Source organism: Streptomyces phaeochromogenes (assembly GCF_001418655.1).
In the GTDB taxonomy this organism is placed as follows: domain Bacteria; phylum Actinomycetota; class Actinomycetes; order Streptomycetales; family Streptomycetaceae; genus Streptomyces; species Streptomyces phaeochromogenes.
Genome location: NZ_LIQZ01000298.1, coordinates 13,860 through 35,162, shown reverse-complemented (window position 1 = coordinate 35,162; position 21,303 = coordinate 13,860). Strand labels below are relative to the sequence as shown.

At 67.6% G+C, this 21,303-nt stretch carries 20 protein-coding genes and 5 pseudogenes; 12 read left to right on the top strand and 13 right to left on the bottom strand.

What is annotated here, in order from left to right:
- From AOK17_RS33685 to AOK17_RS33665, 5 genes and pseudogenes are all read left to right on the top strand, one after another.
- Nucleotides 1–184, top strand: a pseudogene (locus AOK17_RS33685) (PadR family transcriptional regulator); the annotation flags it as partial.
- Nucleotides 181–867 carry an ABC transporter ATP-binding protein gene (locus AOK17_RS33680; RefSeq protein WP_055616369.1) on the top strand — a complete coding sequence of 229 codons (687 nt, stop codon included), beginning with the start codon at nt 181–183 and terminating at the stop codon, nt 865–867. The pseudogene AOK17_RS33685 and the gene AOK17_RS33680, both read left to right, overlap by 4 nt.
- The gene (locus tag AOK17_RS33675; RefSeq protein WP_055616368.1) at nt 864–3,266 is read left to right on the top strand and encodes an ABC transporter permease; all 2,403 of its coding nucleotides are present in this window, start codon (nt 864–866) and stop codon (nt 3,264–3,266) included. Before AOK17_RS33680 ends, AOK17_RS33675 begins: the two co-directional genes overlap by 4 nt.
- Nucleotides 3,267–3,644: 378 nt before the next feature.
- Nucleotides 3,645–4,171 (top strand): annotated as a pseudogene (locus AOK17_RS52715) (NAD(P)/FAD-dependent oxidoreductase); the annotation flags it as partial.
- A 159-nt stretch (nt 4,172–4,330) separates the two neighbouring features.
- Nucleotides 4,331–4,675: a hypothetical protein gene (locus AOK17_RS33665; protein WP_055616367.1), complete on the top strand. Its 345-nt coding sequence runs from the start codon at nt 4,331–4,333 to the stop codon at nt 4,673–4,675.
- Between the two features lie 162 nt (nt 4,676–4,837).
- Here the strand turns inward: AOK17_RS33665 and AOK17_RS33660 are convergent, their stop codons facing one another.
- Nucleotides 4,838–5,368, bottom strand: coding sequence for a hypothetical protein (locus AOK17_RS33660; RefSeq protein ID WP_055616366.1), 531 nt, complete (start codon nt 5,366–5,368; stop codon nt 4,838–4,840).
- Between the two features lie 127 nt (nt 5,369–5,495).
- A pseudogene (locus tag AOK17_RS33655) lies at nt 5,496–6,413 on the bottom strand (sigma-70 family RNA polymerase sigma factor).
- Nucleotides 6,414–6,719: 306 nt separating this feature from the next.
- On the opposite strand from AOK17_RS33655, the gene AOK17_RS33650 reads away from it, so the two are divergent.
- The 4 genes and pseudogenes from AOK17_RS33650 to AOK17_RS54100 form a co-directional block, all read left to right on the top strand.
- The gene (locus AOK17_RS33650) at nt 6,720–7,670 is read left to right on the top strand and encodes an alpha/beta hydrolase (protein WP_055616365.1); all 951 of its coding nucleotides are present in this window, start codon (nt 6,720–6,722) and stop codon (nt 7,668–7,670) included.
- Nucleotides 7,671–7,713: 43 nt separating this feature from the next.
- Nucleotides 7,714–8,556, top strand: coding sequence for an alpha/beta fold hydrolase (locus AOK17_RS33645; protein ID WP_079053428.1), 843 nt, complete (start codon nt 7,714–7,716; stop codon nt 8,554–8,556).
- A 534-nt stretch (nt 8,557–9,090) separates the two neighbouring features.
- The gene (locus AOK17_RS50960) at nt 9,091–9,537 is read left to right on the top strand and encodes a hypothetical protein (RefSeq protein WP_157881446.1); all 447 of its coding nucleotides are present in this window, start codon (nt 9,091–9,093) and stop codon (nt 9,535–9,537) included.
- Nucleotides 9,538–9,679: 142 nt separating this feature from the next.
- Nucleotides 9,680–10,012: pseudogene (locus AOK17_RS54100) on the top strand (RNA polymerase subunit sigma-24); the annotation flags it as partial.
- A 51-nt stretch (nt 10,013–10,063) separates the two neighbouring features.
- Here AOK17_RS54100 and AOK17_RS52705 read toward each other — a convergent pair.
- The 4 genes from AOK17_RS52705 to AOK17_RS33630 form a co-directional block, all read right to left on the bottom strand.
- Nucleotides 10,064–10,210, bottom strand: coding sequence for a hypothetical protein (locus AOK17_RS52705; protein ID WP_245697544.1), 147 nt, complete (start codon nt 10,208–10,210; stop codon nt 10,064–10,066).
- 37 nt (nt 10,211–10,247) lie between these two features.
- Nucleotides 10,248–10,418 carry a hypothetical protein gene (locus tag AOK17_RS50955; RefSeq protein WP_157881445.1) on the bottom strand — a complete coding sequence of 57 codons (171 nt, stop codon included), beginning with the start codon at nt 10,416–10,418 and terminating at the stop codon, nt 10,248–10,250.
- Between the two features lie 41 nt (nt 10,419–10,459).
- On the bottom strand, nt 10,460–11,014 hold the full coding sequence (locus AOK17_RS33635; protein WP_079053426.1) for a YceI family protein: 555 nt from the start codon (nt 11,012–11,014) through the stop codon (nt 10,460–10,462).
- Nucleotides 11,015–11,200: 186 nt separating this feature from the next.
- Nucleotides 11,201–11,947, bottom strand: coding sequence for an SDR family oxidoreductase (locus AOK17_RS33630; protein ID WP_055616362.1), 747 nt, complete (start codon nt 11,945–11,947; stop codon nt 11,201–11,203).
- Between the two features lie 345 nt (nt 11,948–12,292).
- On the opposite strand from AOK17_RS33630, the gene AOK17_RS54095 reads away from it, so the two are divergent.
- Both AOK17_RS54095 and AOK17_RS33620 read left to right on the top strand, forming a co-directional pair.
- On the top strand, nt 12,293–12,757 hold the full coding sequence (locus AOK17_RS54095; RefSeq protein WP_206190880.1) for a transposase: 465 nt from the start codon (nt 12,293–12,295) through the stop codon (nt 12,755–12,757).
- Between the two features lie 304 nt (nt 12,758–13,061).
- Nucleotides 13,062–14,294 carry an IS110 family RNA-guided transposase gene (locus tag AOK17_RS33620; RefSeq protein WP_055616360.1) on the top strand — a complete coding sequence of 411 codons (1,233 nt, stop codon included), beginning with the start codon at nt 13,062–13,064 and terminating at the stop codon, nt 14,292–14,294.
- Nucleotides 14,295–14,303: 9 nt separating this feature from the next.
- Here AOK17_RS33620 and AOK17_RS33615 read toward each other — a convergent pair whose 3' ends face one another.
- The gene (locus tag AOK17_RS33615; RefSeq protein WP_055616359.1) at nt 14,304–14,741 is read right to left on the bottom strand and encodes a VOC family protein; all 438 of its coding nucleotides are present in this window, start codon (nt 14,739–14,741) and stop codon (nt 14,304–14,306) included.
- A 648-nt stretch (nt 14,742–15,389) separates the two neighbouring features.
- Between AOK17_RS33615 and AOK17_RS33610 the strand changes: the two genes are divergently transcribed.
- Nucleotides 15,390–15,824, top strand: a complete 435-nt coding sequence (locus AOK17_RS33610) for a cupin domain-containing protein (RefSeq protein WP_055616373.1) — start codon at nt 15,390–15,392, stop codon at nt 15,822–15,824.
- A gap of 57 nt (nt 15,825–15,881) precedes the next feature.
- Here AOK17_RS33610 and AOK17_RS33605 read toward each other — a convergent pair whose 3' ends face one another.
- From AOK17_RS33605 to AOK17_RS33575, 6 genes and pseudogenes are all read right to left on the bottom strand, one after another.
- Nucleotides 15,882–16,370 carry a cupin domain-containing protein gene (locus AOK17_RS33605; RefSeq protein ID WP_055616372.1) on the bottom strand — a complete coding sequence of 163 codons (489 nt, stop codon included), beginning with the start codon at nt 16,368–16,370 and terminating at the stop codon, nt 15,882–15,884.
- Nucleotides 16,367–17,355 (bottom strand): annotated as a pseudogene (locus AOK17_RS33595) (MFS transporter). The gene AOK17_RS33605 and the pseudogene AOK17_RS33595 overlap by 4 nt, the downstream one beginning before the upstream one ends.
- A 420-nt stretch (nt 17,356–17,775) precedes the next feature.
- Nucleotides 17,776–18,540, bottom strand: a complete 765-nt coding sequence (locus tag AOK17_RS33590; protein ID WP_055616356.1) for an SDR family NAD(P)-dependent oxidoreductase — start codon at nt 18,538–18,540, stop codon at nt 17,776–17,778.
- 133 nt (nt 18,541–18,673) lie between these two features.
- The gene (locus tag AOK17_RS33585; protein WP_055616355.1) at nt 18,674–19,147 is read right to left on the bottom strand and encodes a carboxymuconolactone decarboxylase family protein; all 474 of its coding nucleotides are present in this window, start codon (nt 19,145–19,147) and stop codon (nt 18,674–18,676) included.
- A 99-nt stretch (nt 19,148–19,246) separates the two neighbouring features.
- Nucleotides 19,247–20,071 (bottom strand): helix-turn-helix transcriptional regulator, encoded by an 825-nt coding sequence (locus AOK17_RS33580; RefSeq protein ID WP_055616354.1) that lies wholly within the window; start codon nt 20,069–20,071, stop codon nt 19,247–19,249.
- A 70-nt stretch (nt 20,072–20,141) separates the two neighbouring features.
- Nucleotides 20,142–21,128 (bottom strand): SDR family oxidoreductase, encoded by a 987-nt coding sequence (locus AOK17_RS33575; protein WP_245697540.1) that lies wholly within the window; start codon nt 21,126–21,128, stop codon nt 20,142–20,144.
- Between the last annotated feature and the right edge of the window lie 175 nt (nt 21,129–21,303).

Here is a 21,303-nt window from a genome sequence, read left to right as displayed (position 1 = left end):
CCTCGACACCCAGCGCGCGGAGCACCTGCGCATGATGCGGATGCTCACCGACCGCAAGCGCAAGGGCGATCTCGCCGACCAGCTGATCTGTGACCACGCTCTTTTCCATCTCGAAGCCGACCTGCGCTGGCTGGAACTCACCGCCGCGCGCCTCGGCAAGCTCGCAGAGGCGGTGACTCGATGACCCCCGCAGGCTCCCTGCTCGTGGCCCACGACCTGCGCAAGGCGTACGGCCCCACCAACGCCCTGGACGGCGCCGGGTTCAACATCCACCCCGGCGAGGTCGTCGCCGTGATGGGCCCCTCGGGCTCCGGCAAGTCGACCCTCCTGCACTGCCTCGCCGGCATCGTGACGCCCGACTCGGGCTCGATCATGTACGGCGGCCAGGAGATGGCGACGATGAACGACGCCCAGCGCAGCGCGCTGCGCCGCTCCCAGTTCGGCTTCGTCTTCCAGTTCGGCCAGCTCGTACCGGAGCTGACCTGTGTGGAGAACGTGGCCCTGCCGCTGCGGCTGAACGGCGCCTCCCGCAAGGACGCCGAACGCACCGCCCTGGCGCGGATGGAGCAGCTGGAGGTCGACGACCTCAGGGCCAAGCGGCCCGGCGAGGTCTCCGGCGGCCAGGGCCAGCGCGTCGCCGTCGCCCGCGCCCTGGTCACCGACCCGCGCGTGCTCTTCGCCGACGAACCCACCGGCGCCCTCGACTCCCTCAACGGCGAACGCGTGATGGAGCTGCTCACCGACGCCGCCCGTTCCGCCAACGCCGCCGTCGTCCTCGTCACGCACGAGGCCCGCGTCGCCGCCTACTCGGACCGCGAGATCGTCGTACGCGACGGCAAGTCCCGGGACATGGAGCGCGTCGTATGACCCTCGACGACCGTGCGCACAGTGGCGATGGTCATTCCTCCGCACCGAATCGCTCCGCGGAGGGGCTCGGCGGACCAGGAGCGTGGATCCGTGAACTCGGCCTGGGCATACGCTTCGCCGCGGCCGGGGGCCGCGGCGGTTGGGCAAGGACATTCCTCACCGGCGTCGGGGTGGCACTCGGTGTGGCGCTGCTGCTGGTCGCCGCGTCCACACCGAACATCCTGTCCGTCCGTAGCGAGCGCGGCGACGCCCGTAAGCCGTCCAACGTCATGTCGTCGTCCTCGGTGTCGCGGTCGGAATCCTCCTTCCTGTGGCTTGCCGGCGACACCGACTTCCGGTCGGACCACGTGGGCGGGATGCTGCTGCGCGCCGACGGTCCGCGTGCACCTGCCCCGCCCGGCGTCGCGAGGATCCCCGCACCCGGCGAGATGGTCGTCTCCCCGGCCCTGAGGAAGCTGCTCGACACACCCGCGGGTGCCTTGCTCAAAGAGCGTCTGGACTACCGGATCGTCGGAAGCATCGCGCCTTCGGGTCTGCTCGACGCGACCGAGCTTCACTACTACGCGGGCAGCGATCGCATCAGTCTCGACGCCGGGGCTGTACGCGCCGCGCACTACGGGTACTCCCCGCGGCACAAACCCCTCAACGCGCTGTTGTACCTGCTGGTGGTGATGATCTGCGTCGTACTCCTGGTGCCCGTCGGCATCTTCATCGCCACGGCGGTGCGCTTCGGCGGCGACCGCAGGGATCGCAGGCTCGCCGCGCTGCGGCTGGTCGGCGCGGACCGTCGTATGGTCGCCCGGATCGCCGCCGGCGAGGCTCTCTTCGGCTCGGTCCTCGGCGTCGTACTCGGCGGCGCGCTTTTCCTGGTGGGGCGTCAGGCAGCGGGATACGTTCGGCTGTGGGGCGTCAGCGCCTACCCGAGCGATATCGTCCCGCGCCTTCCCCTGGCCGTACTCATCGCCGTTGCTGTGCCGTTCGCCTCGGTCGTGGTGACCCTCTCCGCGATGCGCTCGGTGTCCGTCGAACCGCTCGGTGTCGTTCGCAATGCACGCCTGCGTCGAAGGCGACTGTGGTGGCGGCTGGTTCTGCCGGCCGTGGGCCTGGCGATCCTCCTGTTCTCCGACCGGGTCACCCCTGGGTCCCAGGACGTCGACCCGGCCACTGTCGCCGCCGGGACGGCGCTGGTGCTGGTCGGCCTGGCCGGGCTCCTGCCCTGGCTGGTGGAAGCGGCCGTGGCCCGGCTGCGGGGCGGCCCCGTGCCGTGGCAGCTCGCCATACGCCGCCTCCAACTGTCCAGCGGTTCGGCGGCACGCGCTGTCAGCGGCATCATGGTGGCCTCCGCGGGAGCGATCGTGCTGCAGCTCATGTTCGGTGCGATGCAGCAGAGCTTCATCACCCCCTCCGGCAGCGGTGGCACCGGTCGGGCACCGGACCTCACCCTCATGTCGCAGGACCGGAACGCCGTCACCGCCGCACGACTGGAGAACGGTCTTCGCCGCACGCCGGGCGTCAGGGCGGCGTTCGCCCTGACCGAGGCGTACGTGTCCGGTCCCGAGGGGTCGGTGACGGGCCTGGCCGTCGCAGACTGTGCCCATCTGCGGAAGATGGCCCGCCTGCCCTCATGCCGTGACGGTGACACCTTCGTCGCGCACAACCCGGGTGATGCCGCCGGCAATCGATACGTGGACCAAACGGCCAGGCCCGGCCGGGCTGTCACTCTCGACGACTACGGCCCGGACGGCCCGGCTCCAGAGCTCCGATGGACGCTGCCGGCCGACAGCCCGGTGGTCATGACCGTGCCCGCCCCGATGGGCGAAAGGTACAACGGGATCCTGGCCACCCCGGGGGCCTTGCCAGCCGGACCTCTGCCAGGGGCCCGCACGTCGGCGGGTGTTCTCACGGATCCCCGCGGCACCGATGCGGTGGACGAGATCCGCACCACGGCCGCCAGGCTGGACCCGACCATCTACGTGTCGGTGCGACAGAACGAGCAGCGCGACAAGGAGTACGACACGGTCCAGACCGGCCTGCTCGTCGGCGGCACGCTGATGATGGTGCTGATCGCCGCGAGCATGCTGGTGTCCCAGATCGAGCAGCTGCGGGAGCGCAGGCGTCTGCTGTCGGTCCTGGTGGCGTTCGGTACCCGGCGTTCCACGCTGGCCTGGTCGGTGTTGTGGCAGACGGCCGTCCCGGTATTCGTCGGCACGCTGCTCGCTGCGGCCGGGGGCCTGGCGCTGGGTCATGTGATGCTCCGCATGGTGCAGAAGCCGGCCAAGGACTGGTGGGTGTTCCTGCCCTACGCGGGAGTGGCCGGGGTGCTGGTTCTGCTCGTCACTCTGCTGAGCGTGCCACCGCTGTGGAGGATGATGCGGCCGGAGGGGCTGCGCACGGAGTGACCCCGACTGCCCCGCCGTCCTGGGCAGAACGGCGGGGCAGCCGCCTCCGCGGGCCTGCCCGGCTCTTACCGGGATGCCGAACGGCCAACCGTGTGACTGCCTGTCCCTTCAATAGGGTCGCAGGTCGTTTGGCCCCTCGAATTCGGTCGCTCGTAAAGGGAAGAGCCGGACGCGAGAGCGGCCTTTGTCTGTTCCCGCGCTCCGCGACGAGACCGAGTACGGCTACTTCGCCAAGTGGCAGCGCGATGTCGTGTTCGAGCAGCTCACCGGCCTGCTGTGCAGCCTGCTGAAACAGAAGGAGGGCAAGCGTGCCCAGCTGTCCGGGTGGGTGATCGACGGCGGCCTGTCCTTCCACCTGGTCGAGGCCGGGGCAGCATTCTCATGCACAACCACACCTCTCGCCCGGTCGACGAGCGTGGCCTGCTCGTGGTTCGGGCCGACCATCGCGTGGGCGCTGACAGTGAGCTGGTGCCGGATGTGCGGGCGGCCGGAGACGACGCGGCCGTGCCCGATCTGGCGTCGCCCGTGCCGGAGCCCCGCACGGTGCCGAACGCCCAGCATGCTGCGCGGAGGGCAGGCTCCTTGCCAGGAACCTCGCGGCGAGCCCCGCGGGGGAGGGAGCCTGCACTACCGGCACGGCAGACTGGGAGTGGCGGGGACCTTGAGTCTGGGGCGAGGCGTCTTCCAGTACAAGAACCTTGTCATCAAGGGGGCTCCCCGCCTGGCTGATGCACCGGGGCTATCACGAACTGGCCGTGCCCTCCTGGGAACGCAGCATCCGGGTTCTCACCGTCTGGCTCACGGCCGCCGTGTTTGGCCGGAACCTCGTCTCCCTGGCCTCTGTGCAGCGCCCGCGGGACGCGTTCGTCGCGAGCGCCGATTCGGAGGAAGCGCCGTTGCACTGATACGGAGCCGACGGGCCGGGACTGCGGCCTTGTCACGGCCCGTGTGTCGGCGCACGATCGACGCAGCGCAGGCGGTGCATGTCACAGACGGGCGAGCCGTCCCGTCCAGGGGAGTGAAGGCCGAGGTCTTCGGCTCCCGACCCTCTCTGGAGGTAGGCCATGGACGCGAGCGAGGAGGCCGCACGCGGCCTGAACGACATCGAAGACTTCCTGCACGAAGAGGCACATCTCGAAGCGGCGCATCGGCGCGTGGCCGAGTTCACCGAGCGAACCGCGGGGCTGACCCACAGGCAGAAGATGGACATCGAGCGGTGGTATCTCGAAGAGCAGAAATACGTTGCCCGCATGGTGACCGAGCACATTGCCGCCCGTATCGGCGTGGTGGAAGAGCACCATCACCTTCGCCTCGGCCGATGGCTCCGGGGAACGTTCACAGCGATGGTCCTGATCACCCTGGCCATGGTCACGGCGTGTGTCGTATTGATCCTGGGGATATCGGGCTGAACCACGGTACTGGCCACGACGACGAGACATTGCGAAAGGAGCCATACCACTGTCACGAAGGACAGCAAAACATTGGTAAGGTCAACACAGTGTTCCGGGCGGTGCGCACCTCCCCCGATGGGCGGCGCCCGGAACCATCGGGGACGAAGCGGCGTACACCGGCTAGGAACGCTTGGCGCGGTAGAGGCCTCGGCCGGTTCGCCGGATGTGGGAGGTACCGACGAGACGGTCGAGTGTGCTGCGCACTGCGTTGATGCTCCCGCTGTCGGTGTCGCGGCCGAGCGCCGCGGCGACATCCCGGGCCCGTACGTCGGTATCGCCGACCTCGGCGAAGTACTCCATGATCTGCTCGGTGAGCTGGCCGTACTTCGACCTGTTCGTGTCGGCGTCGGTGGGGGTGGGATGCTTCGTGGTCCTGTCGGCCTTCGGCTTCTGGGCCCGGGGCGCCGCGGACGGCATTCCAGCGGCCGCGGGGGAGGGGACGGCTGCTTGCGGGGCGGCAGTGGCCGGAGTCGCGGCATGCCGCATCGACTCAAAGGCGGTGAGGGTCCGCCGCACCGAGCCGAGATGCGCCGCGACTGCGGCCAGTTCCCTTTCCAGCGCCTGCTTCTGAAGCTCCAGTCGGGCAAGTTCCTCTTGAAGGCCTTCAGCAGTGATGTCGATGTCGTGCGCCGCGTGGGTTACGGAGACCATGTGTTCCTCTCATCCTCGGCCCTTCGTGCCGCGCCCGGCTCACCTGCGGTGGCGCTCGGTCTGGACGCGGTAAGGGGTAACCTTCCACATCATAGGCAGTAGGGCGTGCGGACTGTGTGAGAGAGTGTTACCGGCGCAGGGCAGCCGTGTGGCGAGACCGTGAGTCGAGGAACGCGGCGATCTTGTCCGGGTTGAACACCCACATCGACTTGTGGATCCCTTTCTTCGATGCGGCCATCGTCATGAACGCCATGGCGTGGCCGTCCCGGTGGACCACGACGCCCGTTTGGCCGTTGGCGTCTACCAACTGGTGCTCCGCCTCCCGCCAGAGCTTCGGACAGGTCACCATCTTGGCCACCCATGCACGGCCCAGTACAGGGATACGAGCGCAGCCGCGGAGACCGTTGCCGTCGGACAGACTGACCGTATCGAGGGTGAGAAGGGCTTCCAGCGAGCCACGTCTCCCGTTCGAGCCGCGGAGACGAAGACGTTCATCAGGTGTCGGTGCTCCGCCGTGTCCACGCGCTCTCGCGGCTCGTCCGAGAGGCGCTTGCGAGCGCGGCCCACGATCTTCCGCACATTGGCGAGGCTGAGCTGGAGCATCTCGGCGATCTTGGGATAGCTGTAGTCGAATGCCTCGCGCAGTACGTATGCGGCATGCTCGGTGGGGCTCAGCTTCTCCAGCACCAACAGCAGAGCCATTGCAGGGCCTTCGCGCGCTGCGCGCCCACCTCCGGATCCGAGCTCGTGTCGACGGGCTCGGGCAGCCGCGACCCGATGTAGGTCTCCCACCGCACGCGCGCCGACTGCGCGACGTTGATGGCCAGACGGGTCGCGGTGCTCGACAGGAAGGCCACCGGGCTGACCACCGCGGAACGGTCGGTCTTCTGCCAGCGCAGCCACACCTCCTGGACCACGTCCTCGGCCGAGCTGCCGAGCTGCCGAGCACCCGGTAGGCGATGCCGAGGAGACGTGCTCTGTGCTGCACCAAGACCGAAACAGCCTCTTCGAGGTCGGCTGACACGGGGGATGGTTCGAGATGCATGATCCTGCGGTCTCCGTTCCTCCGGTCGCTGAAAGTCACGGTGCTCCAATTGCGCCTGCTTCATATACCGGGCCGACGCCGACGCCGACGCCGACGCCGTCGCTGTGACGGGACTGGGCGTTGCGGGCGGGACAGGTGGAAGACGTCTGGGGCGGCACCACGGAGAGCGAACGCCGGGCACTGAGCCGACGTCAGGTTCGACGACGCGCAGTCGCAACAATCACCGCCGTGCGTGTCACATCTTCCAAAGGTGTCTTGTCATAGAGGTGAAAGCAGGCAATGGCCTGCCGACCCAAGGAGTGCAGGATGACTGAGCCCGTTCTTGAGTCCGCCGCGCAGGATCTCGCCGACGCCACCGCCAACCCGCCGTTCCTCTACGAACTCGGCCCGGAGGGCGCCCGGAAGGTTCTGGACGACCTGCAGGCGGCGCCGGTGGAGAAGCCGGAGGTGGACGAGAAGTGGATCACGGTGCCCGCCGAGGTTGGCGATGTGCGGGTACGCATCGTCAAGCCCCTCGTCGGCGAGGGCGTATTGCCGGTCGTCCTCTATGTGCACGGCGGCGGTTGGGTCATCGGCAATGCCGGCACCCATGACCGTCTGGTGCGCGAGCTGGCCGTGGGCGCGGAGGCCGCCGTGGTGTTCGTAGAGTACGACCGTTCGCCGGAGGCCCGGTACCCGGTTGCCGTCGAGCAGGCGTACGCCACTGCCCGGTGGATCACCGACAAGGGCGCGGAGGAAGGTCTGGACGCCTCCCGCCTGGCGGTGGCGGGCGACTCCGTCGGCGGCAACATGACCGCCGCGCTGACCCTCCTGGCCAAGCAGCGCGGTGACGTGACCTTCGTCCACCAGTCGCTGTACTACCCCGTCACGGACGCGGCCCAGGATACCGGCAGCTACCGGGAATTCGCCGACGGGCCCTACCTCACGGCGAAGGCCATGGCCTGGTTCTGGGACTGCTACACCACCGATCCCGCCCAGCGGGCGGAGATCACAGCCTCGCCGCTGCGAGCGAGCCTTGAGGAGCTGCGCGGGCTGCCGCCCGCTCTCGTCATGGTCGACGACAACGACGTGCTGCGGGACGAGGGCGAGGCGTACGCCCGCAAGCTGACCCAGGCCGGAGTGCCCACCACGAGTATCCGCATCAACGGCACCCTGCACGACTTCATGATGCTCAACCCTCTCCGGCCCACCCGGGCCACAACTGCCGCGGTGGAGTGGGCCATTCACACCCTGCGCACCGTCCTTCGCAACAACTGAGAGTTCTCGGCCGCTCGACACCTCCGTCTCGAAAGGGCCTTCCATGAACCGTGGTTCGCTCTACCAGAGTGTCCGCACTCCTCTCACCCTCGTGGCCACCACCACGGTCGCCGCCGCCCTCCTCGCCGCTTCGGTCGGCCCGGCCAGCGCCGGCAGGGGCACGTCCTCGCAGCACCGCAAACCGACCGTTGTGCTCGTCCATGGCGCGTTCGCCGACTCCACCAGCTGGAACGGTGTGGTCAAGAAGCTGAAGCGGGACGGCTATCCCGTGGTAGCCGCGGCCAATCCGCTGCGCGGGCTGAGCAGCGACGCCGCCTACCTCAAGGACCTCCTGGCTGGCATCGACGGCCCCGTCGTGCTGGCCGGACACTCCTACGGAGGATCGGTCATCAGCAACGCCGCCAACGGTGCCCACAACGTCAAGGCGCTCGTGTACATCGCCGCCTTCCTGCCGGAGCAGGGCGAGAGCGCGGTCGAGCTCTCGGGCAAGTTCCCGGGCAGCACCCTCGGCGAAGCCCTGCGTCCCATTCCGGTCACCTTGCCGGACGGTTCCCAGGGGGCGGACCTCTACATCGAACAGGCCAAGTTCCACGACCAGTTCGCCGCGGACGTCCCCGAAGACACCACTGACCTCATGGCCGTTTCCCAGCGCCCGGTGACCAGCGCCGCGCTGGAGGAGGGAGCCGCCGAGCCTGCTTGGAAGACCATTCCCTCCTGGGTTTTGGTGGCCACCGAGGACCTCAACATCCCGCCGCAGGCACAGACCTTCATGGCCGAGCGCGCCAAGGCGCACACGGTGGAGGTCCGTGCCTCGCACGCCGTGAGCGTGTCCCACCCCAAGGACGTCGCCGACATCATCGAAAGGGCGGCGCGAACGGTCCGCTGACCGGCGTACTCGACCCTCGACAGGGCGGGGCGGCGACGATGCGGCCCCGCCCTGTCGTCGTCAGCCCCATGCTCACCCAGTCACCCGGCGATCATCCCGATCCCCGGATAGTGAGAGGCGTGCGCTCGTTGAGGGAGGTACGACCGACGCCGGCGGTGCCTGGGTGGGGGAGATGGTGGTGTACGGGTGCTTGGCCGGAGCACGGAGTGCGCTGCGCTTGACCAGCTGGTGGCGAGCGCACGAGCCGCTCAGAGCGCCGCTCTCGTGCTGCGCGGCGAGGCAGGCATCGGCATACCGCCCTGCTGGACCATCTCTTGGAGAGCGCGGTCGGCTGCCGGGTAGTCCGGGCTGGCGGCACCGAGACCAAGATGGAGCTTCCGTTCGCCGGGCTGCACCAGCTCTGTGGATCCTTGCTCGAGGACGTATCACCTGCCCGGCCCGCAACGAGACGCCCTCGGCATCGCATTCGGTCTGTCCGCAGGCGCATCGCCGAACAGGTTTCTGCTCGGCCTGGCGCTCCTCAGTCACTTGGCCGTGGTGGCCGAGGAGCGGCCGTCGATCTGCCTGGTCGACGATGCGCAGTGGCTCGATCGTGTGTCGGCACAGGTTCTCGGCGTTGTGGCGCGACGCCTCATGGCGGAGTCGGTCGGCCTTGTCTTCGCGGTGCGGGCGTCGGAGGATGACGAGCCCGCGTCCGAAGGGCTTCCCGAACTGAATCTGCGCGGCTTGAACGACCGGGACGCTCGTTCGCTGCTGGACTCGGTGACCCCAGGGTGGATCGACGAGGGCATACGGAGCAGGAGCCTCGCCGAAGCACGAGGAAACCCTCTTGCCCTTCTGGAGCTGCCGCGCGGGTCGTCGGTGGCCGACCTGGCCGGGGCCTCGCTCAACCGGGCGCGCAGCCATCGGCGAGCCACATCGAACAGAGCTTCCTCAGCCGGGTGCAGTCGCTTCCACCGGCGACTCGGCGACTGCTGCTGATCGCCGCTGCCGAGCCGGTCAGGGACGTCGATTTGCTGACACGTGCGGCGGAGGGGCTCGGGATCGGGGTGGACGCGGCGTCCCCGGCCCAGACGGCGGGACTGCTCACGCTGGCACGTCCGTGCTTTTTCGCCATCCTCTGATGCGCGCGGCGGCCTACCGCGCGGCTGCCCTGGCCGGCCGGAAAGGGCTTCGCTGGCAGGGCGTGGACCGCAGGGTTGTCCTGAGTCCGTGGGCGCTGCTCAGGACGACAACCGATCGCCTGGCCATCAACGTGGTGCAGTCCGCCTGGAGGCGCCGGGAGTCGTGCGTCGGTCCCTGGCTTCCGGAACCGGTCGACAGCCACGCGACCCCGGAAGCGGCCGCCGAGCAGCAAAACGCCGTCGAGGGAGCGGTCCTCCTGACGATGGAGACGCTCACTCCGACGCAGCGCGCCGCGTACCTCCTGCGGGAGGGGTTCGGTTACCCGTATGTCCAGATCTCCGAGTTGTTGTGCATCAGCGTCGCCAAGACGAGGCAGCAGGTGTCACGCGCCCATCAGCGTGTCGCCGCCGGCCGCCGCCGGCCGCCGCCAGCCGCCGCAGACCGCCGCAGACCGTCGGTGGACGCGATCGCGCGTCGGCGGCTTGTTGAGGCGTTCTTCACGGCAGCCCGGTCCGGCGACGTCGAGCACCTGGCAAGAATCCTCGCCGCAGGCGCCGGGGAGCAGCTCAGGTCGGGAGAATCCGGTGCAGTGCGGCGGACACGGCTCCCATCCGCTCCTTGAGGTGCGCGAGTTCCAGGTGGATCTCGTCGATACGGCTCTCCAGTTCCGTCGCCTCGGCGGTCAGCGACACGATGTCGGCCGCGATGTCGGTTCGGGTCTCGGTGGCTTGATTCATCGTGTGTCCTTCTGTGGCGGAGTCCGTAAGGCGAACGGGCCTCACCGCGCGGTCTGGGCGGCGTCTGCCTGTTCCAGCTGTACAGCGGAGATGTCGAGGATCAGCGACACCTTGTCGCTGATCAGGGCCCCGCCCGCGGCCAGGGCGGTGTTCCAGTCGAGTCCCCAGTCGGAACGGCGCAGGGTGGCCGTGCCCTCGAAGCCGACACGGTTCAGTCCGTCTGGGTCCCGGCTCGCTCCACCGAGCTCGAGATCGAGATGAATGGGAAGCTCGACGTCCTTGATCCGAAGGAATCCGGCCATACGGAACTCACGGCGACCGGCGTCGAGGACTCCGGTGGAGCGGAAGCTCATGAGAGGGAACGACGCCGAGTCGAGGAAGTCCGGGCCGGCGACATGGGCGTCCCGCTCGGAGGATCCCGTGTCCAGACTGCCGGTCTGGACACTGAGGTAGGCCTCGGACCCGCCGGGCCGGTGCCCGTCGAGTTTGAGGAGCCCCTCGAAGGCGGTGTTCCCGCGTACGTCGGTGACCATGGCGTGCCGCACGGAAAAGCCGATCCTGCTGTGGACCGGGTCAACGGTGTAGACACCGGTCAGCCCTTCATAAGGTACGAGATCAGCAATCGCGCTTTCCCTACGGCTCGACTTGGCGAGTCGGCTCCTTCGTACGGTAAGTCTCAGATCCGGATGAATTCCGGCTCGCTTCGGCCCTGTGCTGGATTCAGGACGCGGCCGGACAAGACACGGGTGGCCCCCGTCGCCTGACGGGGGCCACCCGAGGGCCTACTTCTGCTGCGCGAGCCAGTCGGCGAACTTGGTCTCGGCGATGTGCGCGTCCGGACCCGGCAGGAGCGTGTCCTCCTGCAACTCGGCGCCCCAGTACGTTGCCTGCGGGTCCGTGACGATCTTGCGGGGATCGTTCTGGGCGACGAGCCCCATGCGGATGAACTCCTCGAGCTGGAACGCCTCGGGACCGGCCACCTCCACCACGCCGTTGACCGGGGCCCCGACCGCGGTACGGCCGACGGCGGCGGCCACGTCGTCGGACACGATGGGTTGGATCCTGGCAGCGGGCAGGCGCACGGTGTCGCCCTCGGTGACCCCGTCGGCGAGGCCCTTCGCGAACTCGAAGAACTGCGTCGCGTGGACGATGGAGTAAGGGATGTCGGACGCCTTGATCAGCTCTTCCTGGGCCTGCTTGGCGCGGAAGTACCCGCTCTTCTGGAGGCGGTCGGTGCCGACCACGGACAGCGCCACGTGGTGGGTCACGCCGGCATCGGCCTCCGCCTCGAGGACGTTGGTCGTGGAGGTGCGGAAGAAGTCCATGACGGCCTGGTCCTCGAAGGAGGGCGAGTTGGACACGTCCACGACGACCGACGCACCCTTGAGGACCTCGGCCAGCCCCTCGCCCGTCAGGGTGTTGACGCCGGTGTTGGGCGCCGCCGCGACCGCCTCGTGGCCGTGCTCGTTGAGCTTGCCGACCAGCTTCGAGCCGATGAGCCCGGTGCCACCGATCACTACGACCTTCATAACGGATTCCTCTCGTGGGTCTACCTGGTCACATTCGCTCTGCACTAGAAGAGACAGGACAGCGTCTCTATTTGTGACAGCGGGCTCTGGCTTTGAAGGTGGGAGTTGAGGCCAGGTGTTGGTGGGTCGTGACTCCAGTGCCGTCGGCAGAGAGTTGATGTCGGTGAGTTTTGACTCCACCGGGGCCTTGCGGTGGGAGTATCGGGGTGCATCGGCTAGCGCTGGGTGGCTCAAGTGCCTGTTCCGAAGGTCGAGTTGTACGCGGCGATACGCCATGACGCTCGGGTCGGACTGTCCAGGCGGGCTTTGCCGGCCAAGTACGGGGTGGGCCGCCGGACGGTCGCGATGGCGCTGGAGTCGGTGTGGCCGGCGCCGCGCAAGCAGCTTCCGGCCCGGGTCTCGCGCCTGGACGCGTTCAAGGCGACCATCGACCAATTCCTGCGGGATGACCTGGACGCGCCGCGCAAGCAGCGGCACACCGGCAAGCGGGTCTTCGATCGGCTGATCGACGAGCACGATGCCCGGGGGCCGCCGCAGGCGTTCGTGCCGCAGAGCCACCGCCCCGGTGACGAGGCGGAGGTCGACTTCGGGGACGTGTGGATCGACCTGGACGGGGTGTCCACCAAGGTGCTCCTGTTCTCGCTGCGGCTGTCGTTCAGCGGGAAGGCCGTGCACAAGATCTTCGCTTCGTGCGGGCATGAAGCGTTCCTGGAAGGCCACGTCCACGCGCTGGAGGTGCTGGGCGGTTATGAGCGTGACCACCGTCTGATCCCAGAAGGCACAAACACCAACCGGAACGTTGGGGGGTAGCCGGCTGGCTGCCCCCAACGAAATTGGCCACCGGACGCCACAAGACCTCCGCCACACCGGTCCATCCTCAACCTTCCCTACGTTGTTCTGCGGGACCGGGCGAGCCCTTCGTATGGTTCATCCACCCAGGGACGTCGGGTGTGGCTTTCAACCTTCTGCCGCTTGTGGCCGGCATTGATTGGCCGCCCGACGTCCCACGACGACTCGGCTGCCAATTGGGAATTGCGAATGATCGCTCCGTAGGGAATCGGCAGCGAGGTCGTCCGTCGGGAGGCACCAGCACCCCACCGCACGGAGGCACCACATGGCCGCGATCTGGGCCGGCATCGACGCAGGTAAGACCCATCACCACTGTGTGGCCATCGACGAGAGCGGCCGCCGGCTGCTGTCGCGACGCGTCGCCAACGACGAACCCGAACTCCTCCAACCCCTCACCGACGTCCTGGCCCTGGGCGACAACGTGACCTGGGGCATCGACCTGGCCGACGGCGGAGCCGCCCACGCGATCGCGATCCTCCTCAACCACGATCAGTCGGCCCTCTATCTCTCCGGCCGGGCCATTCACCGTGCATCCGGGGGCTACCGCGGCGAAGGCAAGACCGACGCCAAGGACGCCGCTGTTATTGCCGATCAGGCTCGTATCCGCCGTGATCTGCATCCTTTACGGGCTGGCGACGAGACTGTCATCGATCTGAAGATCCTCACCGGTCGGCGCATGGACCTGGTCGCCGACCGCACCCGCACCGTCAACCGGCTCCGTGCCCACCTCACCGGCATCTTTCCCGGTCTGGAGCGTGCGCTCGACGTCACCAACACCGGCCCGCTCGTCTTGCTGACCGGCTATCAAACGCCGGCTGCCTTCCGCCGGATCGGCCGCAAGAGGCTGGAGACGTGGCTCCGCAACCGAAAGGTCCACCGCGCCGACCAGCTGGCCGAGACTGCCTTCGAGGCCGCCGAGCGCCAGCACACCAGCCTGCCGGGCGAGAAACTGACCGCCCGGATGGTGCACACCCTGGCGAAGGAGGTGATGGACCTCAACCAGCAGGTTGCCGAGATCGACAAGCTCATCGAGGCCCGTTTTCGCGACCACCACCACTTCGACGTGATCACCAGCATGCCGGGTCTGGGCACCATCCTCGGCGCCGAGTTCCTGGCCGCCACCGGCGGCGACATGAGCGCCTTCGGCACTCCCGACCGGCTCGCTGGCTTCGGCGGTGTCGCCCCAGCACCACGGGACTCCGGGAAGATCAGCGGGAACCTGCGGCGCCCGCAGCGATACAACCGCCGACTCCAACGGGTCTTCTACACCTCGGCATTGTTCAGCATCCGCCACTGCGAGGAATCCCGTCGTTTCTACGATCGCAAACGCGCCGAAGGCAAGCGCCATACCCAGGCCGTTCTGGCCCTCGCTCGTCGGCGCGTCAATGTCCTGTGGGCCCTCCTGCGCGACGGCCGGTGCTACGAGCCAGCTCCACTGGCAAGGGCTGCCGCGTGTAGGAAAGAACGCGACCCGCTGCACGCGGGCCAGCCAGTCTGACGGCCCCCGTCAGACCAGGCAAAACTCGTTACCTTCCGGGTCTGCCATCACCACGTGATCCGGCCTGCCCTGCAACTCGTCCTCGCGGACCACGGTCGCGCCCGCAGCAGTCAACCGCTCCACCGCTTCGATCACGCGCGGCCAGCGCACCTCCCACGGTGTTTCGCGGCCGCCACCGACTTGCACGTCAATGTGCAGCCGGTTCTTTACCACCTTCGGCTCCGGCACCTTCAAGAAGGACAAGGTGGGGCCTGCGCCGTCCGGATCCGAGAGGTACGCCCCGTCATCCCACTCGTCCTCCGGAACCTCATGATGTGAGAACCACTCCTCCCAGCTCCCGAACCCTGCGGGCGCGGGCTTCTCCGCATAGCCCAGCGCCAGCGCCCAGAACGCGGCCAGCTTCCCCGGGTACGCGCAGTCGATCGTCAAGCTCCACTTGGTCGCCATGAGCCCTCCCCAGTCGGAGAAACGGACACTACCGCGCTCCGACACCTCCTTGCCCCCGCCTCGTGCATACCCCGCGGCTTGACGAACGGCATTAGGAATCAAAAGCACGCTCTAATGGCGACCTCGACTGATGGCACGGCACGGGGAGACAGGCTGCAACGCAGCAACGGTGAGTCCCTCCAATCGAGTTGGTGCGCAGGCACTCCCACAGAGAGGCTCCGAAGCCGACCACGGTCCGTGACCACGATGGACCGGCTGAATCCCCGGGGGCTGGAGAGTGGAGTCACTCCCTACCTACAGGTCATGCCCGTGAGGCCGCCAACTGGAGTCAAAACCGACCTACCACTGGAGTCAGTTGTCACTGACACAGCTACACTCCGTGGTCCCTGAGCCTGGCGACCGTCCTGGAACCGATCAGACCGGTGGCCCCTGCAACAACGACGCGCATCCGAGTCTCTTCCTGTCGAGGGGTAGGTGACCCCGCTGATGCCTTGAGGTACTCACAACAACTGGGACAGGGTTCGTGCCGATGTTGTGACACTGACAGTCAGGGGTGTCACAGATCCACCCGGCGCCTGGTCATCACTGGAGAACGGCCATGGGAACCATGGCGCGGTGGACCTATGGAGGTGCAACACAGTGTCGAACATGGACTCAGTGCGCGGGACTCGTGAGCAGTCACGGTCGGAGGGGTGGAAGACGGCGGCGAAGATGCTGCAGGACGCCGCACCGATCTCCGTCCCTGAGGGCGCCTCGGCGATGACCATTCACGTCGAGTGGGAGCCCGGAGACCCGGGCACCCCGCCGCACCGCCACTCGGGCCCGGCGTTCGGGTACGTCATCGAGGGCGCGGTCCGTTTCGAGCTTGAGGGCGAGCCCGAGCGTGTGGTCGAGGCCGGCGAGACGTTCTGGGAGCCGGGTGGCGACGTTATCCACTATCAGGACGGCAACGCGCTGGCCGATGCGCGGACCCGGTTCGTCGTGACGATGATGTGCGCGCCGGGCAGGCCGATGCTCGAACTGGTCGACGAGGAGGAGCTTCAGAAGCGGGCCCACTTGCGCGCCCCGCGGCCCACAGACTGAGCCGACCCCGGCGGCGGCGCGGCACTGCCGCGCCGCCGCCGGCAAGGCCGGTTGCGGTCAGTCCACGAAGTAGGAGTCGTGCTTGTCGAAGAACTTGGCACGCTCGTCATCCGTGGCATCCGCCAGCTGCGAGACCTTCTCGAAGTACTCCTCACGTGGCGCGCCCGGCGTGAAGAGCAGCAGCATTTCGGCGGGGGCGTCCGAGTCGTTGCGGAAGGCGTGGAGCCCTCCCTGCGGCACATGCAGGAAGTCTCCCTTCCGGGCATTGATCCACTGTGCTCCGTCGAAGAGACGCACGGTGCCGTCGAGGATGTAGAAGGACTCCGAGATGGTCTTGTGGAAGTGGGTCTTGGGGCCGCCGGCCTTCGCCCTCATCTCGACCCGGTAGAGACCGAACTCGCCCCGTGAGGTCTCCGTCGTAGCCAGGTAGTGGATGGCGTCCTTTCCCGCTTCACCGACGTCGGGCGCAGCGTCCGCCGGACGGAAGTCGGCACTGACCTCTCCGCCATCTCCCCAGTACACCTGCTCCGGATACGACATGTTCACCATCCCTTGTGTGAAATCCGCGGTGCGAGTGGTGGTTCCATCAACCACCCATGGGCTCGCCAATGAATCCGGTGACGGACCGCGGACGTTTCGCGCAGAGTCATGAAGGCCGGCATTGCCCCGATGGCCGTGACGGCCGCGCATAGAGCCATGGCCCGGCTGTACGCCGTATCGAAGACCGCGCTCGAGCGATAGGCGTCCGGGCCCATACCGATGAGCAGCGGAAGTGTCGCCACAGCGATGAGCCCTGAGGCCCGGGCCGCCGCGTTGTTGATGCCGCTGGCGATTCCGACGTTCGTCGTGTCCACGGACGTCAGGAGCGTCACAGTCAACGGAGCGACCATGACGACCATCCCGGCGCGCCCAGGACAACCAGCGCCGGAAGTATGTGCGGAACGTACGACGCGCCGGTGTCGACCCGAAGCATCAGCAGCATTCCCGCCGCGCAGAGGAGTGGGCCCACAGTGAGAGGAATGCGTGGACCCAGGTGGCGGGCGAGTTCGCCGGAGTGGGACGAGAAGACCAGCATGAGCACAGATGTCGGCAACAGGGCGGCGCCGGCTTCGAGTGCCGAGTAGCCGACGACTATCTGAAGTTGAAGAGCTGTCAGAAAGAAGAACCCGCCCAGGCCCGCGTACACGCAGACGGTGACCAGCGTGCCGGTGTCCGTGGCGAGCCCGCACAGGAGGGAGGCGGTGGCGAACCACACCACGCCCAGGACGAAGATCCGGCGCCGTCCGAAGCGGTCGCCCAGGGCCCCTCCCAGTAGGATCAGGCCTGCGAGGGTCACCATGTACGCGTTCACGGTCCACTGAAGCGCCGCCAGGTCGGCCGTGAGGTCCTCACTCATGTGCGGCAGCGCGACGTTGGTGACCGTCGAACCCAGGAGAACCATGCTCGAGCCCAGGACCGTGGTCAGCAGTATCCACTTGCCGCGGGAGGTCGCGATGCGTGCGGCGGGTTGCTCGTTCGAAGAGGTATCCATGGTGAACTCCCGACATCACCCATCGGATTCAGTGGCGGACGGCGTGCTCCTGGCGCAGGAGTCTGACGTCATGGACCGAGGCCGCGGACGCATCGGGGCGTTCCTGCGGCAGGTTGTGACGCGCGTCCCGCGCGTGGTGGTGGAGCCTGGGGACCGGTGAAATGGTGGGCGGATGACACAGTGTCCGTCGCCGGGAAGTTCCCGTCGGCCAGACCGTCGAGAGTGACGGCGGGCATGGTGATTTCGGGCTGCTCCGCGAGGACGGATTCGAGCTTCTCGTAGTCGGTGCTCCCGCTCCTGGACCCCGTCTCGTTGTAGGCGACATCCAGCACAGCGGTACGGACGTGCCGCAGCCGCTCAAGACGGTCGATTGTCGTGGATGGGAAGCGGTTCCTTCGGGGGATCACTTGTGATGGTCCGTCACACGAGATGGAGCCCTCCGTCAACCGTGAGCACTTGACCGGTGATGTGCGCGCCCAGGGGATCGGCCATGCGCACAATCCAGTTCGCGACTTCCTTGGGATCGCCGAGACGGCCTGTCGGGATGCGGCCGCGCTCATGGCTGAGCATGTCGTCGATGGTGTTCTGCGGGAGGCCGGCCGCGGCCAGGACATCCGTTTTGGTGGGGCCGGGGGCGATCGCGTTCACCCGCACGCCTTCCGGGGCGAGTTCGAGTGCCCAGCTCCGCGTCAGCTGTTCCAGGGCGCTCTTGGTGGCGGCGTAGTGGGCTCCGCCGGCCAGCGGACGGTGGCCGTAGGTGCTCGAGACGTTGACGATGGAACCCGAAGAGTCGCGCAAGTAGGGCAGGGCCGCATGGGCGAGCATGCTGGGCGCTGTCACATTGAGCTCGAACAGGTTGGTGATCACCGACCGATCGGTCTCCGCCAGGGGCATTACGGCAGTGACACCGGCGTTGTTGACGAGGACATCGATACGGCCCCACCACTCCGCGGCGGTGGCCACGACCCTGTCCGCGGCGCCCTCCTCACAGATGTCGAGCGGCAGCACCGCGATGTTGGTGTGGGCCTGAGCTGTCTCCTCCAGGGCTTCCTTTCGGCGGCCCACACCGAGGACGTGTGCCCCTGACTCGGCCAGGGCGACGGCAGTGGCCCGGCCGATGCCCGAGCCCGCCCCTGTGACGATGGCGACGTGGTCCATGAAGTGCAGTGGGGTGGAGTTGGGCATGATCCCTCTTGATTCGGAGTATCTGGAAACAAACGTTGTGTCGGAATGCATCGTTCCGGACTGCGAGGAGGCCAGGGTCTCCGCGCTGTGAGGCGGCCAAGCCCCGCGCACAGCCCGGTGACGCAGGCGTCGATTAGCCGAACTGGCCGGGCTGGTAGTCCCCGGCAGGCTGCTGGTCGATGACGTTGATGCGGTTGTAGGCGTTGATGACGGCGATCAGGGAAATGAGGGCGACGAGCTGGTCCTCGTCGAAGTGCTTGGCGGCATTCGTCCAGGCCTCGTCGGTGACACCGTCGGCCGCGTCGGTGATGCGGGTACCCTGCGCGGCCAGCTCCAGCGCGGCCCGTTCCGCCTCGGTGAACCCCGTGGCTTCGCGCCATGCCGCGACGAGGTGGAGACGCTGTGTGCTCTTCCCGGCGTGCACGGCATCCTTGGTGTGCATGTCGGTGCAGAAGCCACAGCCGTTGATCTGACTCGCGCGGATCTTCACCAGTTCCTGGACCGTGGCGGGCAGCGTGGAGTCCGAAAGCACCTTGCCGGCCGAGTTGATGTGCTTCAGGACCTTTCCCGCGAGGGGGTGGCCGAAGGAGGCGAGACGCGATTCCACGGTGATCTCCCTTGGCGTGTGCGGATACACACTATTGACCGTGTGGGCACGTGATGTGTGACAGGACATTGGGTGTGACGTGCGTCTCGCCTGTCCGCGCTACCTGCCGAGGGCGGAGAGCAACTGGAGGCTCGTATGGCTCTCCGTGCCGGGTACGGCGGTGAACACCAGAAGCCGCTGTGACTGGTCGGGGTCGACGAGCGTCTGGCAGTGCAGTTCCAGGTCCCCCAACTGCGGGTGCCGGAAGCGTTTGGGCGCGCAGTATGGTCCGAGGACCGGGTGCTCGGACCAGAGCGCCGCGAATTCTGGGCTCGCCGACTGCAGTGCGTCGACGAGATCGGCCGTGCGGGAGTCACCGCCGTCGCGCGCGTACGCGCCGTAGAGGTCCGCCACCAGCTGGCGGCCCCGGGTGGCGTGGTCGCTCTCGGAGTGGATCAGCCGAGAGGAGGGATCGGTGAACCACCGGTAGTGCAGACTGCGGGCCCGTCCGGTGAAGGCGGTCTCGTCCCCCAATAGCGCCACTGCCAGGTCCGTCTGCTTCAACGTCTCGCCCAGGTGGTTGACCACCTGCGCGGGAGTGTCCCCGAGCCGGTCGAGGATGCGCATCATGCCCGGGTTGAGGTGATCGCCGCGCCGTACCGACCGGGGAGAGGCGTAGCCCGCGAGTTGGAAGAGGTGATCACGTTCCTCGAGAGACAGATGCAGGCCGCGGGCGAGGGCGGCGAGCATCTGCTCCGAGGGGTTGGGGCCTCGCGGCTGCTCGATCCGGCTGTAGTAGTCGACCGACATGTCACTCAGCGCGGCGACTTCCTCTCGGCGTAGCCCGCCGGTCCTTCGGCGCCGGCCACGTGGCAGTCCCACGTCTTCCGGCTGAAGGGCCTCGCGCCGTGTCCTGAGGAAGGTTGCCAATTCGACTCTGTCCACTGCTGCGTGTCCTGTTCGTGAGACTTCGTGCCACTTCTCATGACGGAGATCTGGCCAGGTGCCGGACGTGTCAGGCGGCTGCGAACTCAACCCCGGTCAGGCGCTCGGAGATCTGCCAGAGCCGCGCCGCGTCTGCTTCGCTCCGGGCCGATTTGTATATCGCCAGCTCGGTCGGGCCACCGGTGAACTGCCCGAAGCCGTCAGGGCCGTAGAGGAGTCCGCCCCTGGCGTCGGGGCTCGTGGCCGCGTACAGCGGCGGAAGCATCCCGGCGTCGGCTGAATGGACGAATACGCCCCAGCGGGCGAGTCGCTTCATGATCGCTTCATGGGGAGCGGGGCGGCTGCGGCCGAGGTTGGGACCGGACGCGTAGAGGTTCGTCAACGTGGTCCCGGGATGGGCGGCGTTGCTGACGATGCCCCACCCGTTCGCCGTGCTGAGGCGGTTCAGTTCGAGGGCGAACAGCAGGTTGGCCAGCTTGGAGAAGTTGTAGGCGCGCACCGGTGCGTAGCGTCGCTCGCTCTGCAGGTCGTCCCAGTCGATCCGGCCGCTGCGTGCGGCACTGCTGGTGATGGTGGTCACGCGGGCCTGGCCGGCTTGCAGCAACGGCATCAGACGTCCGGTGAGCGCCGCATGGCCGAGGTGGTTGGTACCGAACTGCAGCTCGTAGCCGTCCGCTGTCGTGTGCCGGGTGGCCGGTGCCATCACTCCGGCGTTGTTGATCAATAGGCCGACCGGCCTTCCCTCCTTCAACAGTGTGTCAGCGAGGACTGCTACCGATGTCAGGGAAGCGAGGTCGAGGACGCGGGTGGAGACGTTCGCCCCGGGCGCCTGGGTCCGGATCCGCTCAAGAGCTGCGGCGCCTTTGGCCGCGTTGCGGACCGGGAGAACGACGTCGGCGCCGGCGCGGGCGAGCCGTTCGGCCATCCCGAGGCCGATGCCGTCGCTCGCGCCGGTCACCACGGCGAGCTTTCCGTGCAGATCGGGAACGGTCACATCTTTCATCGCGTGCTCCTTGGGTGCGGTCTTGTCGATGCCGGTCACCAAGGGTCCGCGCATGCCGCGGTCTGATCCATGCGGTGCTCAACCATGGATTGACAGGGCATGGTTAAGGAGCGGTCGCGGACCCAGTACCGTGTGACAACATGTTGTGACACGCGATATGTTCCCTGCGGGTATCTCGATACATGGTTGCACAGTGTGCTGCAACGTCAGACGCGCGCACCGGCAGCCC

What these genes read in the sequence shown, in the direction of transcription:
- AOK17_RS33610 (WP_055616373.1), top strand. Translation starts at nt 15,390, where the DNA reads ATGGACTCAGTGCGCGGGACTCGTGAGCAGTCACGGTCGGAGGGGTGG.
- AOK17_RS33650 (WP_055616365.1), top strand. Translation starts at nt 6,720, where the DNA reads ATGACTGAGCCCGTTCTTGAGTCCGCCGCGCAGGATCTCGCCGACGCC.
- AOK17_RS54095 (WP_206190880.1), top strand. Translation starts at nt 12,293, where the DNA reads ATGGCGCTGGAGTCGGTGTGGCCGGCGCCGCGCAAGCAGCTTCCGGCC.
- AOK17_RS33630 (WP_055616362.1), bottom strand. Translation starts at nt 11,947, where the DNA reads ATGAAGGTCGTAGTGATCGGTGGCACCGGGCTCATCGGCTCGAAGCTG.
- AOK17_RS33575 (WP_245697540.1), bottom strand. Translation starts at nt 21,128, where the DNA reads ATGCGCGGACCCTTGGTGACCGGCATCGACAAGACCGCACCCAAGGAG.
- AOK17_RS50955 (WP_157881445.1), bottom strand. Translation starts at nt 10,418, where the DNA reads ATGAATCAAGCCACCGAGACCCGAACCGACATCGCGGCCGACATCGTG.
- AOK17_RS33680 (WP_055616369.1), top strand. Translation starts at nt 181, where the DNA reads ATGACCCCCGCAGGCTCCCTGCTCGTGGCCCACGACCTGCGCAAGGCG.
- AOK17_RS33615 (WP_055616359.1), bottom strand. Translation starts at nt 14,741, where the DNA reads ATGGCGACCAAGTGGAGCTTGACGATCGACTGCGCGTACCCGGGGAAG.
- AOK17_RS33665 (WP_055616367.1), top strand. Translation starts at nt 4,331, where the DNA reads ATGGACGCGAGCGAGGAGGCCGCACGCGGCCTGAACGACATCGAAGAC.
- AOK17_RS33660 (WP_055616366.1), bottom strand. Translation starts at nt 5,368, where the DNA reads ATGGTCTCCGTAACCCACGCGGCGCACGACATCGACATCACTGCTGAA.
- AOK17_RS33620 (WP_055616360.1), top strand. Translation starts at nt 13,062, where the DNA reads ATGGCCGCGATCTGGGCCGGCATCGACGCAGGTAAGACCCATCACCAC.
- AOK17_RS33675 (WP_055616368.1), top strand. Translation starts at nt 864, where the DNA reads ATGACCCTCGACGACCGTGCGCACAGTGGCGATGGTCATTCCTCCGCA.
- AOK17_RS33590 (WP_055616356.1), bottom strand. Translation starts at nt 18,540, where the DNA reads ATGCCCAACTCCACCCCACTGCACTTCATGGACCACGTCGCCATCGTC.
- AOK17_RS33645 (WP_079053428.1), top strand. Translation starts at nt 7,714, where the DNA reads ATGAACCGTGGTTCGCTCTACCAGAGTGTCCGCACTCCTCTCACCCTC.